Origin of the sequence: Lentibacillus kapialis (genome assembly GCF_014646635.1) — a bacterium.
GTDB classification, from domain to species: Bacteria; Bacillota; Bacilli; order Bacillales; family Amphibacillaceae; genus Lentibacillus; species Lentibacillus kapialis.
Window position 1 is genome coordinate 1 of sequence record NZ_BMNQ01000078.1, and the last position, 11201, is coordinate 11201.

General features: G+C 42.7%; 13 protein-coding genes and 1 other annotated feature. Of the genes, 7 read left to right on the forward strand and 6 right to left on the reverse strand.

Translation table 11 applies throughout. The features are described 5' to 3' along the window. Positions 1-371: 371 nt before the first annotated feature. Together IEW67_RS16610 and IEW67_RS16615 are read right to left on the reverse strand one after the other, a co-directional pair. Positions 372-935, reverse strand: a complete 564-nt coding sequence (locus tag IEW67_RS16610; RefSeq protein WP_188634196.1) for a DNA-3-methyladenine glycosylase I — start codon at positions 933-935, stop codon at positions 372-374. Between the two features lie 2 nt (positions 936-937). Next, positions 938-1780 carry a sulfurtransferase gene (locus IEW67_RS16615; protein ID WP_188634197.1) on the reverse strand — a complete coding sequence of 281 codons (843 nt, stop codon included), beginning with the start codon at positions 1778-1780 and terminating at the stop codon, positions 938-940. A 158-nt stretch (positions 1781-1938) separates the two neighbouring features. Here IEW67_RS16615 and pepT point away from each other — a divergent pair, with 158 nt between their 5' ends. Both pepT and IEW67_RS16625 read left to right on the forward strand, forming a co-directional pair. Further along, positions 1939-3171 (forward strand): peptidase T, encoded by a 1233-nt coding sequence (gene pepT / locus IEW67_RS16620; RefSeq protein WP_188634198.1) that lies wholly within the window; start codon positions 1939-1941, stop codon positions 3169-3171. A gap of 174 nt (positions 3172-3345) precedes the next feature. Next, complete coding sequence (locus IEW67_RS16625) at positions 3346-4356, forward strand: D-alanyl-D-alanine carboxypeptidase family protein (protein ID WP_188634199.1); 1011 nt, start codon at positions 3346-3348, stop codon at positions 4354-4356. A gap of 106 nt (positions 4357-4462) precedes the next feature. Here IEW67_RS16625 and IEW67_RS16630 read toward each other — a convergent pair whose 3' ends face one another. The 3 genes from IEW67_RS16630 to IEW67_RS16640 all read right to left on the reverse strand — a co-directional run bounded on the left by IEW67_RS16630 (position 4463) and on the right by IEW67_RS16640 (position 6428). Beyond that, positions 4463-4915 (reverse strand): DUF2269 domain-containing protein, encoded by a 453-nt coding sequence (locus IEW67_RS16630; RefSeq protein ID WP_188634200.1) that lies wholly within the window; start codon positions 4913-4915, stop codon positions 4463-4465. 116 nt (positions 4916-5031) lie between these two features. Then, positions 5032-5895 carry a fructosamine kinase family protein gene (locus IEW67_RS16635; protein WP_188634201.1) on the reverse strand — a complete coding sequence of 288 codons (864 nt, stop codon included), beginning with the start codon at positions 5893-5895 and terminating at the stop codon, positions 5032-5034. Positions 5896-5975: 80 nt separating this feature from the next. Beyond that, positions 5976-6428 (reverse strand): nucleoside deaminase, encoded by a 453-nt coding sequence (locus IEW67_RS16640; protein ID WP_188634202.1) that lies wholly within the window; start codon positions 6426-6428, stop codon positions 5976-5978. A 193-nt stretch (positions 6429-6621) separates the two neighbouring features. On the opposite strand from IEW67_RS16640, the gene IEW67_RS16645 reads away from it, so the two are divergent. From IEW67_RS16645 to IEW67_RS16660, 4 genes are all read left to right on the forward strand, one after another. Then, the gene (locus tag IEW67_RS16645; protein ID WP_188634203.1) at positions 6622-7182 is read left to right on the forward strand and encodes a nitroreductase family protein; all 561 of its coding nucleotides are present in this window, start codon (positions 6622-6624) and stop codon (positions 7180-7182) included. 440 nt (positions 7183-7622) lie between these two features. Then, the gene (locus tag IEW67_RS16650) at positions 7623-8252 is read left to right on the forward strand and encodes a hypothetical protein (protein ID WP_188634204.1); all 630 of its coding nucleotides are present in this window, start codon (positions 7623-7625) and stop codon (positions 8250-8252) included. Between the two features lie 265 nt (positions 8253-8517). Continuing rightward, positions 8518-8955, forward strand: coding sequence for a hypothetical protein (locus tag IEW67_RS16655; RefSeq protein ID WP_188634205.1), 438 nt, complete (start codon positions 8518-8520; stop codon positions 8953-8955). A 71-nt stretch (positions 8956-9026) separates the two neighbouring features. Beyond that, the gene (locus IEW67_RS16660) at positions 9027-9383 is read left to right on the forward strand and encodes a hypothetical protein (RefSeq protein ID WP_188634206.1); all 357 of its coding nucleotides are present in this window, start codon (positions 9027-9029) and stop codon (positions 9381-9383) included. 62 nt (positions 9384-9445) lie between these two features. Here IEW67_RS16660 and ddlA read toward each other — a convergent pair whose 3' ends face one another. Next, positions 9446-10552 (reverse strand): D-alanine--D-alanine ligase, encoded by a 1107-nt coding sequence (gene ddlA, locus IEW67_RS16665; protein ID WP_188634207.1) that lies wholly within the window; start codon positions 10550-10552, stop codon positions 9446-9448. A gap of 153 nt (positions 10553-10705) precedes the next feature. Then, positions 10706-10951 (forward strand) — a binding site (T-box leader). 15 nt (positions 10952-10966) lie between these two features. Here ddlA and IEW67_RS16670 point away from each other — a divergent pair. Continuing rightward, a partial coding sequence (locus tag IEW67_RS16670) for a hypothetical protein (RefSeq protein WP_229671913.1) occupies positions 10967-11201 on the forward strand: 235 nt, incomplete at its 3' end.

Consider the following 11201-nt stretch of genomic DNA (forward strand, 5'->3'; position numbering starts at 1 on the left):
TCACGCTACAGCATTAGTGCTAGAGCCGGACGTGGCAATATTCGACGAAGTATCAATAGGGCTAAAAATTATATACTTTCTGATCTTTTTAGAAAAACTCGGCATTCGCCTCGTCTTATAGCGAATACCGAAGCTTTTCTTAAAAGGTCATCCATCATTTATACTTTCTGACGTTATAATAAAATCAGAGGCAAACACCCCAACTGGACAGGATATTTGCCTCGTATCAGACTTAATTTTTCATGATTTTTCCGACAACCTCTAAGTACCATCATTACCCGAAAATGCAATATCGATCGTAAATGGATATTGCTCATAAACATTTTCTTCCTGTTCATTAGGACAATGTGGCATGCAATCTATCCTGTCCATTAGTTCACGGGATGCAAAAAACATCCCCGCGTATGGTCATTCACCATCCCTGTCGCCTGCATAAATGCATAACAGATGGTTGGTCCGACGAATTTGAAACCGCGCTTTTTCAGATCCTTACTCATTCGTTCCGATTCTTCCGTCGACGAAGGGACATCCGCATGCTCCGCCCAATCATTGACAATTGGTTCCCCGCCGACAAATTGCCAAATATAATGGTCAAAGCTGCCGTATTCCCGCTGAATGCTTAATAAGGCCATAGCATTGGTGATAACGGATTCGATTTTTTGTCTGTTCCGGATGATTCTTTTGTCCTGGATAAGTTTATGAACCCTGTCAGTATCGTAATAAGCGACTTTTTCAGGATCAAAATGATCAAATGCTTTTCGATAACTTTCCCTGCGCTTAAGTATTGTAATCCAGCTAAGCCCTGCCTGCGCACCTTCCAGAGAAAGCATCTCGAATAATTTCTGATCGTCGTGGACCGGTCTCCCCCATTCATGATCATGATATTCAATATAAATCGGATCGTCTGTTACCCATTCGCAACGTGTTTTGTCCATTTTCATTCATCCTTTGTTTCCACGTCATTTTCATCATAAGAAATCCAGTCACTGAAGCTTCCGGGATACAATTTCACATTTTCAAAGCCTGCTGTTTTCAGGGCAAGCACATTGGGGCATGCTGAAACACCTGAACCGCAGGATACGATGATCTCGTCATCTTTGGATAATGAACCGAAGTTTTTTTCAAGTTCCACGGTCCCTTTCCACTGGCCTTTTTCATCAAAAACATTCTTCCAAAAGAAGTTTTTTGCACCAGGAATGTGACCGGCTTTGATATAAAGTGGCTCGGTTTTGCCCAGATAGCGTTCCTGCGAGCGTGAGTCTATCAGTGTTGCTGCCTGATTCTGCAGTTTCTCTTGGACTTCATCAATATCCACTACATCCTTGTCCTGAAACGAAGGCTTAAATTCTTTTGCTTCGAGTGCCGGAACTTCGGCTGTGATGTCATAGCCGGCTTTCACCCACTGTTCAAAACCGCCGTCGAGTAAATGGACATCCGCATGCCCAGCATACTGTAAAAGCCACCACAGGCGTGCAGCGAACATGTCATTCCGCTGATCATATATGACAACCGTCGTCTCATGGTCAATCCCGATGTTGCCGATTTTGGCAGTAAACATCTCCATGTCGGGCAGTGGATGACTTCCCCCATGCTTTGCCGCCTTATCAGATAAATCTTTGTTTAAATCCAGATAAACCGCTTGCGGAATATGGCCTTCCAAATAGGCTTTTCTTCCAGCATCTGCATCTGTTAAATCAAAGCGTGTATCCACAACAACGGTATTTTCCGAGTCGTTTTCCAATCTCTTCTTAAGCCATGTATCACTAACCACAACAGACATTCTGCAACCTCCCTATCTTATGTGTTGTTTTCATTTTATGACGTTCATGGTTTTCACTCCTTATTTTAACCGATGGAAAAGGTAATGAACAGCACGAATTATTCTTCATTTTCTGATGACAAAAATGGTAAGATAGATGGACAAAGGAGATGGACATTATGAAACAAGAGTTAATTGAACGTTTCACCCGATACGCCAAAATCGATACCCAATCAAATGAAGCCAATGACACAACACCGTCAACACCGGGGCAGTTGGAATTGGCTAATCTGCTTGTTGAAGAATTAAAGGGAATTGGCATGCAGGATGTCTCGATTAATAATGGCTATGTGATGGCAACACTGCCAGCCAATACCGGGAAGAACATTCCGACGATTGGTTTTCTGGCCCATGTTGACACAGCAACTGATTTCACCGGAAAAGATGTCAACCCGCAAATCGTCGAGAACTTTGACGGCCATGATCTGACATTAAATAAAAACAAGGGTGTTGTTTTATCCGCTCATGATTTTCCGGAATTGCAGAGTTATAAAGGTCATACACTCATCACAACTGACGGAACAACCCTCCTTGGCGCTGATGACAAAGCAGGTGTCACGGAAATTATGACGGCAATGGCTTACCTGATAGACCATCCGGAAATCAAACACGGAAAACTTCGCGTTGCTTTCACCCCTGATGAAGAAATCGGCCGCGGCCCACATAAGTTTGATGTTGACCGGTTTGCTGCCGAATACGCTTATACCATGGATGGCGGACCACTAGGCGAATTGCAGTATGAAAATTTTAATGCTGCTGCTGCCCGAGTCACATTCCACGGCAATAGCGTACACCCCGGCACAGCCAAAAACAAAATGATAAATGCCGGAAAAATGGCGGCCGAATTTATCACGAAAGTTCCGGAACATGAAGCACCCGAACACACGGAACAATATGAAGGGTTCTATCACTTGCTAAATATAAGTGGTAATGTAGAGCAAACCGTCATATCTTATATCATTCGAGACTTTGACACGGATAATTTCGAGGCTCGGAAAGAAACAATGCGCCAATACACCGAAGAGATCAATGCCAAGTACGGTGCAGCGTCCGCGGAAATTGAAATGAACGATCAATATTATAATATGCGTAAAAAAATCGAACCGGTCAAACATATAGTGGATATCGCTTATGAGGCAATGGAAAACGTTGAAATCACACCACTTGTTAAGCCTGTCCGCGGAGGTACAGATGGTTCGCAACTTTCATACAAGGGATTGCCAACACCTAACATTTTCACAGGCGGGGAAAACTTTCACGGAAAGTTTGAATATATATCCGTTGATAACATGGAGAAAGCGACAAACGTCATCGTTGAGATTTGCCGGTTATTTGAAGCGAACGAACGATAATGAAAAGCTGGCCGGTGCGCCAGTCTTTCCCATTGCTGCCTTTCATCTTATTTCAATCAAACGTTTGATGAATTGCAGTGGCTTCCCTGGAATTCCTGATTTGTCATGGACCACCCCCAATACGAGTGTTATGATAACATGGTGAAACTAGAACGAAGAACAGGAGAGAATTTAATGCTCAAGAGAAGTCTTACGGTCGCTCTAGCACTGTTTGCTATACTGTTCCTGATCACAGCCTGCAGTAACGGTGCTTCCGGAAATGAGCAAACCGCTGAGCCTGCACCAAAAGATGAAACTGATAATGAGAAAAAGACAGAATCGGTCAGTAAACAGGTCCAATTGCCACAGGAATCCTTGCAAAAAAAAGACTCGAATGATTCCGTGGAAGTGTTGCAGGGCGTCCTGAATCAAATCGGCTATGATATAGACACAACCGGCACCTATGACGACGTGACAACATGGGCTGTCACAGACTACCAAATACAGCAGGATAATCTCCCGGTCACCGGTGTTTATGATGATGCAACAAAAGATGCGCTGAAGCAGTCACTGGAAAACAACGCTTCTATTGAGCCCGGCTCGGGACTTGAAAAATCCGGCAAAAATTCTGATGCTATCAATAATCCACACGACATCCTAGTGCTTGTCAACAAAGACCATGCGCTGCCAGAAGGATTTGAACCTATCAATCTCGTTGTACCAGACGTACGCTTCCCGTTTGAAGATTTCCTGCCGAAAAAACAAATGCGGCAAGTGGCCGCAACAGCTATGGAAGACATGTTTAGAGCGGCAGACAATGCGGGGCTTGAGCTGTACGCCCAGTCCGGATACCGCTCCTACGACAGACAGGATGCTATTTTTGCCGCCAATGTCCGGGAACACGGCGAGAAAGCAGCTAATAATGTTAGTGCAAGGCCCGGGGAGAGCGAACATCAGACCGGCTTGACAATGGATGTCACCAGCCCGGATATTAATTTTAAATTAACCGTGGCATTTGGCAAAACCGATGAAGGCAAATGGCTAAAGAAGCATGCTGCTGAGTATGGATTTATCATCCGCTATCCGAAAGGAAAAGAAGATATTACCCAATACCAATATGAGCCATGGCATCTAAGATATGTCGGTGAGGAGGCTGCGACTGACATTATGGAACAAGGTATTACGCTGGAGGAATATTTAGGATAAGGTAACTGAATTAAACAAGGCGCACAGCCCGAGCATGTGCGCCTTGTTAATATCGTTGATTGTTCTTGTTCCGGACGACTGGGGTTTTTTAAAGTCATATCCCGCATTAAAAAGGTTTTAACACCATCAAAACGATGACAATCAAAAAAATGATGTTCTCAATCCGTTCATAGAAAAAGAGCTTTTTGGCCAACGTTTGGTACTTCTCAGGTATATTGTCCCCCTTATGTTCCTTCAGCAATGCTTTAATCGGTTTCGACCTTGGTGACAGAATAAGCGGACCAAATGCAAGTGCAATCAGGAATAATGCAAGACTCAAAACATACCAACCCTGACTGAATAAATAAGGATTCAGCATCCCCATCCAAAGACCGGTTATTAATAGCAGAGTTCCCCCCACCATTACAAAAATATGTATCCGTTTTCTGATAACATAGGCATGCCGCAACTCGGTCATCGTATCAGCTTTTGTTACAATGGAAATCATGACGAACCCGGGGCCCAAACCCAGGATTGCCGATAGCACATGTATAAAAACGAGTAAGTCATAGAACGTCATGGATTATCCCACCAATTTGTATCATGTACCTTCATCATACACGATTTACTATAGGGGAAAATTGTGAGTTTCAGCACATCTTTAGCATATTTTATGACAAAACTGTGACAGCTCACTCACCCGGCATATCGTTTCAAAATCGTATCCACTGAGCGTCCATATGCTTCACCGAACATGTTCAAATGAACAAGTAAATAATACAACTGATACAATGGTTTTATGTCATCATAATCCGGTGACAACGGGAATCGCTCCTGATAAGCACGGTAAAAATCACTGGAATAACCGCCAAACACTTCAGTGAAAGCCAGTTCAAAGTGCCGGTCACCATAAAGGAATGATGGGTCAATCACATATGGTTCACCCCCGGGACCAGCCAGCCAGTTACCGCCCCACAAATCACCATGAAGATAAGACGGGGCGGCATCATCAGGAATCCACTTGCCAAGATCCTCAAGCAACGTTTCCATGCGCCCGCGTCGTTTACCAGTCATTCTGCCTTTGTCGATGCCCATCTTTAATTGAGCAGCGAGCCGCTGATCCCGATAATATTCCAGCCAGCTTGAAAACAAGCCGTTTGTCTGTGGAAGTGCTCCAATAAATGTATCATCATCAAACCCATGCTTTTTACCAAACGTCTGATGCATGGCCGCAATGCGGTCGCCCAATTTCCGGTCTGTATCCGCTGCCGGCGCCCCATTAACCCATTCCATCACAATAAATGCGCTGTTACTTTCATCTGTATACGTAAACACTTCCGGTACGGCTATCGAATTTGTTTCCCTGATCAGCTCCAGCTCTCTTGCTTCAAGTTCAAAAAAGCGATCCGGTGCCTCCGCATGAAATTTGATAAAATACTTCTGATTATCAGTCTCGGCAAAACAGCTTTCATTGATTGAGCCGCCCACCGCATGTTTAGCTGTTTTTATATTGGAATCGTCACCTGCCTGGAGCAAAGCTTTTTTGATTTGTTCATTCACTGGAATACCCCTTTCGAAAAACGATAAGATTCGCCATCTTATCATGTCATGCGAATATAACAGTTCATTATCACCGCTAATTAAGTACGCTCCTGCCATAACTGCATCGGATCTTCCTGGCCATCTTTTAACGGCATATGAACCATTTCCATGTGACGCTCTGATTTCGGCTTTTGCAGTTCTGCATAAATACTTTTGGCCTTGCCAAGCCCTGCCTCAACGGCATCCTCAGACGCGTTACAATAATAAATCGTATCAAGCCCTGCATAATACATCGCCGTCAGGCACATTGGACACGGTTCACCACTGGCATACATGGTGTATCCCTTCAATTCATGTGAATGCATCATCTTTTGTGCTCTCCGCATCGCCTGAATCTCAGCATGTGCTGTAATATCAAACCGTTTATGCAGTTCATTGACACCTTCAGCAACCTGTTTGTTGTTTTTCACAAGAACGGCCCCAAAAGGTTCTCCCCCGTTGCGGACATTCTCAACTGCCAGTTCAACTGCTCGCTCCATAAATTGATCCATTCGATATTCCTCCCTTTTCTTTTAAGTTCTGCCTAAAGTATAACAAAAATGCTCAATGAATGGTGCTTTAAGAGCTTTCGAGGTTGATTAACGTTGCTTTTTGAATCCCTATCAGCTACAATCATAATTGAAAACAGTTATCAACTATGATTGTATATATTAAAAACATTGCGACCAGAAGGAGGAACATCTGATGGAATTGACAAAGCGGCCAACAGCATTGCAACAGGTGATCCGTGACCGGCGTGCTGTGAAGAAGCATTATAATAATAAACCGGTAACCGAAGAGACCGTCATGGAACTTTTGGAAGATGCCGTCTGGGCACCAACTCACGGCGTGCGACAGCCTTGGCGTTTCATATTTATCGGACCTGATCAGACGGAGACGTTTGCCCAAAAAGTAGCGGCCACCTACCCGGAAGATAGACGGCAAAACCGTCTTGAATATCTCAGTGAACCGACTGCTTTTCTCGTTATTGTAATGGATGAGCCGGAGAGTCAAAAACAATGGGATGAAAATTTTGGGGCGACCGCCTGCATGATTCAAAACTTTTGGCTACTTGCCTGGGAACAGCAGCTTGGTGTCACCTGGAAAACCAATTCACACATTTATGATGCGCAAGTCAAGCAAATTCTGAATGTCGGGGAGAATGAAAAGATTGTCGGCTTTTTGCATCTTGGTTACTTTGACGAGAAGCCCGCCAAAAAGGATCGCATATCAGCTGCGGATAAGTTCACCACGTTTGAAGGGTAAACCAAATGAAAGAGGCTGTTCTGGCACAGCCTCTTTTTTGATGGACTTTTGATACTTCGTTCTTCTCTTGGTACTACCATCTTTCCGCTTATATCCCCCTTTCTACAGATATCACTGTCCAGACGACGCCCTGTAAAGCCAGCGAATGGGTGTTTAGCTGGGTACTTTTTACCAATTGTCAAAAAATATAGAAAATATGATCTGCGCCACACCCTAATCTTGCATTATCTGTTAATTTCAAATCAATTCAACTACGAAGTCGGCTTAATAATAAATTTTGGGATGGAATTATTATTAAAAGGTTAAAAGTCGCAATTGTAGCATTGGTAGCTGGTTTTGCTTTTTGGTCACTAAACACATCATTTACAACGGAAGCTTCTACACAGGAACACAACGATAGCGCATCTTCAGGATCAGATATTCCAAAAGGGGAACTCATTTTGAAGTACACAGCAGAAGATATGGATTGGAAGAGTGCTACTAATAAGCAAAAAGAAATACTGAAAGAACAAGGATGGAAGTTAGAGAATGGAATTCCTGTACTGTATGTTTCTGTTCCTGAAGAGCTTGAATATAACCAAAAACACGGCCATGATCACAGTCATGAAGGGCACCAAGGTACACTTCAAGTGAACGGTGTTGAAAAAGACATACACAATGGAACGTTTGACGTAGACAGCAACAATGAAACAATTAAAATAATGGTCGGGGAAGAAAAGAACGAAGTTAAAAAACAAGAAGATGGAACCTATCAAGTTATTGTAGAAAAGAATCTCAGCCAAATGTTTGAAAACATGGATAAAAAACAAAAAGAAGCAGTTGGGACGTTAGGATACGGCGACACGTATTATCCTGGAGATTGGGTTCACTGTAATAGATTTAATGGACCTAATTCTGACGATAGACACCTAAGAAAATGGAATCCACAAGCCTATATTAATTTTTATAAAAGCGATTGTTATCATGGTGCTTTAATGTATTGCACCGATCACAATAGTTGTAACATAAATGAAAGACCAGCATATTGCTCATATATGCAAAACCATTCTGTATTATACCATAGGCATTAATTATTTGCTTATAAGAGAGGCTGGCTGAATTTAGTCAGCTCCTTCAATTTGGTCCTTAGGAATTCTAACTGTTCCTGATGTTGAAAATGAATCTCCATCATAGTCTAGATATGTAAAAGATTATGCTGCAAATGTGGGGCTTGGAACAAAAATAAAAAACAGTTGCCAAAGCTACGATTGTAAGTTTAATTTTGTCATAATAACCCCTTTCACAATGTTAAGATATTATTCAAATAAGAAATAGTAAGGGAAGAGATTGATTTTTATGAAAAAACTCTTTATTTTAATTTTGGTGGCGGTATCGACAGCAGGTTTATTGGGATGCAAAGATCAAGAGACGAAACAAGGAATGCCTATTAACCAACATATAGAACATGTTGATATAGCGAATTCTTCCGGACTTGGAGGATTGAATGAAAACTTCTGGTTAAGTACAGATAAACCCGATGTATTAGAGGCTTTTCAAGAATTAATGAAGAGCGCAAAAAGAGAAAATATTGATATTGATAAACCAACTTATGATATGGAAATAATATACGAAGATGGCACAAGCAGAGGTTTACATTTATATCAAAACAAAACCGGACAATTCATACTAATGTTCATCGGCAATGAAGAATATACTTATATTTCAACTCCAAAAGCGTCAAAAAATGTAGAGGAAATATTAAATACTTATCATGAAAGAGGAAATAAAGACTAGGGGGGGCATCAAGGCACCCTCTTGTATACCAAAACTAAACCGCAAATCCAAAGGGGGTGATAGTAATCACATTGTCATTAATAATTGGGTTAATTGTAGGAGCGATTATACTGTTAATGTTTGTTGTTCCAACATTTATGGCTGGTAAAAGTAATAAGAAGGGGGCAGAACCTCGAAAAGTTTCATATGGAATTTTAGTCCTGTTGGTTTTGAATTGGTTGCTTTTCTTAACTGGGTTCTACACTTTATTACCAACGAATGTGGCAGATTTGATATTTATCCCCGTATGGCTCGTGTTATGTGTGGCAGGTGTGTTCGTATCTGTTTATGAATTTAAAAATAATAAAGGTTTTGCTCTGCCTGTTGCTGGTTTAACAACCATTAGTTTATTATTTAGCTTTTTAGCTAGTGGTATTTCTAAAATGTAGACTGTTATTGTACACTTGTTATACAAGGCCGAAAGTGTTTCTTTCGGCCTTCCATTCTGCGATTATTCCTCATCCCATACAGCACTTTTCAACGTACTGTTATTCTGATGACGGTCGATTGCCAGCTCAATCAGCTGATCAATCAGCTCCGGATAAGCGACACCACTTAGCTCCCACAGTTTCGGATACATGCTGATGCGGGTGAACCCCGGCAATGTATTGACTTCGTTTACATAGACTTCGCCTTCCTCGGTCAAAAAGAAATCCACACGGGCCAGCCCTTCACACTCAAGTGTTCTGAATGCCTCAACAGCCGTTTTCTGCAGTTTTTCAACTTCCGCTTCCGACAATTGAGCAGGCATCTCCAGTCTTGCACCGGTTTCGTCGATATACTTGGATTCATATGAGTAAAATTCAGTTTGCGGTAAAATTTCGCCAGGCACAGACGATTTTGGATCCTCATTTCCCAGAACAGCACACTCAATTTCGCGCCCTTTAAGTGTTTCTTCAATCACTACTTTTTGATCGTACTGAAACGCCTGATCAATTGCTTTAGCAAACTCCACTTCGGTTGAGACTTTGCTGACGCCGACAGAAGACCCCTGATTGGCCGGCTTGATGAACATCGGTACACCCACTTGTGCTTTTACCGAGTCGAAATTAACCTGGTCCCGGTTGGCACGTGAAAATGCGACACCGTTTGCTACATTAATACCTGCAGCCTTTAGTAGACGTTTGGCGATATCTTTGTCCATGCAAATGGCTGAACCCAACACACTGGTTCCAACAAATGGTAGATTCGCAATCCGCATCATTCCCTGCAAACTGCCATCCTCACCCAGCGTGCCGTGGACGATTGGAAATACCGCATCCAGCTGATCAAGCATCCCTGCGTCTGTCGCCTTTACCAGCTGATGATCTGTTTCGCCCGGCACGATAGCGACCGCCTCATTCGATTTATTTAATTGGATCAATGTCGGATTTTCTTCGTTTATCAGATAGGAGGATTTATCATTGATATGCCACTTTCCCTGTTTATCAATTCCGATCAAAACAACCTCATATTTATCTTTATCAACCGCATCGACAATATTTTTAGCTGACTGCAATGACACTTCATGCTCAGCCGATTTGCCGCCAAAAATGATTCCGACTTTTTTCTTTGGCATCTTCAGAACTCCCTTTTGTATGAAAATATGAAACATATATATCTAAAATAGCACATTATAGCCTGTTTGAAACAGCATTATTGAATTATTTTTCAAAAACCTCTTGACAAATTGTCAGAACAATCTTATGATGATTAGCATAATTTCATTTAACATTAAGCAAAGACGAAGAGTAGTAATCTATCTGTTGCACTCAAGAGAGCCGGTGGCTGGTGTGAATCGGTGTGTGCTTTAGATGAATGGACTTCCGAGCTTCCGGACCGAACCAAGTTTGCAGTAGGCTTTGGCGATCACGTCTCATCGTTACACGAGACACTATCGAGCATGATTGCTTGATATGGCCAAAGCGAGCTGTTTTTCAGCTAATAAAGGTGGTACCACGGGTTCCTCGTCCTTTTCGGATGGGGAACCTTTTTGTATTTGGCGGGATTCTCGCTCAAGTTGGCGGGGCTCTCGCTCAAGTTGGCCGACTTCTCGCACGAGTTGGCCGACTTCTCGCTCAAGTTGGCCGACTTCTCGCACGAGTTGGCCGACTTCTCGCACGAGTTGGCCGACTTCTCGCTCAAGTTGGCCGACTTCTCGCACGAGTTGGCCGACTTCTCGCACGAGTTGGCCGACTTCTCGCACGAGTTGGCCGACTTCTCGCACG

Bases quoted from the DNA above. Each gene is read 5' to 3' on its own strand.
- ddlA (WP_188634207.1), bottom strand. From the start codon at position 10,552: ATGCCAAAGAAAAAAGTCGGAATCATTTTTGGCGGCAAATCGGCTGAG.
- IEW67_RS16645 (WP_188634203.1), top strand. From the start codon at position 6,622: ATGGAATTGACAAAGCGGCCAACAGCATTGCAACAGGTGATCCGTGAC.
- pepT (WP_188634198.1), top strand. From the start codon at position 1,939: ATGAAACAAGAGTTAATTGAACGTTTCACCCGATACGCCAAAATCGAT.
- IEW67_RS16615 (WP_188634197.1), bottom strand. From the start codon at position 1,780: ATGTCTGTTGTGGTTAGTGATACATGGCTTAAGAAGAGATTGGAAAAC.
- IEW67_RS16640 (WP_188634202.1), bottom strand. From the start codon at position 6,428: ATGGATCAATTTATGGAGCGAGCAGTTGAACTGGCAGTTGAGAATGTC.
- IEW67_RS16630 (WP_188634200.1), bottom strand. From the start codon at position 4,915: ATGACGTTCTATGACTTACTCGTTTTTATACATGTGCTATCGGCAATC.
- IEW67_RS16625 (WP_188634199.1), top strand. From the start codon at position 3,346: ATGCTCAAGAGAAGTCTTACGGTCGCTCTAGCACTGTTTGCTATACTG.
- IEW67_RS16610 (WP_188634196.1), bottom strand. From the start codon at position 935: ATGGACAAAACACGTTGCGAATGGGTAACAGACGATCCGATTTATATT.
- IEW67_RS16655 (WP_188634205.1), top strand. From the start codon at position 8,518: ATGAAAAAACTCTTTATTTTAATTTTGGTGGCGGTATCGACAGCAGGT.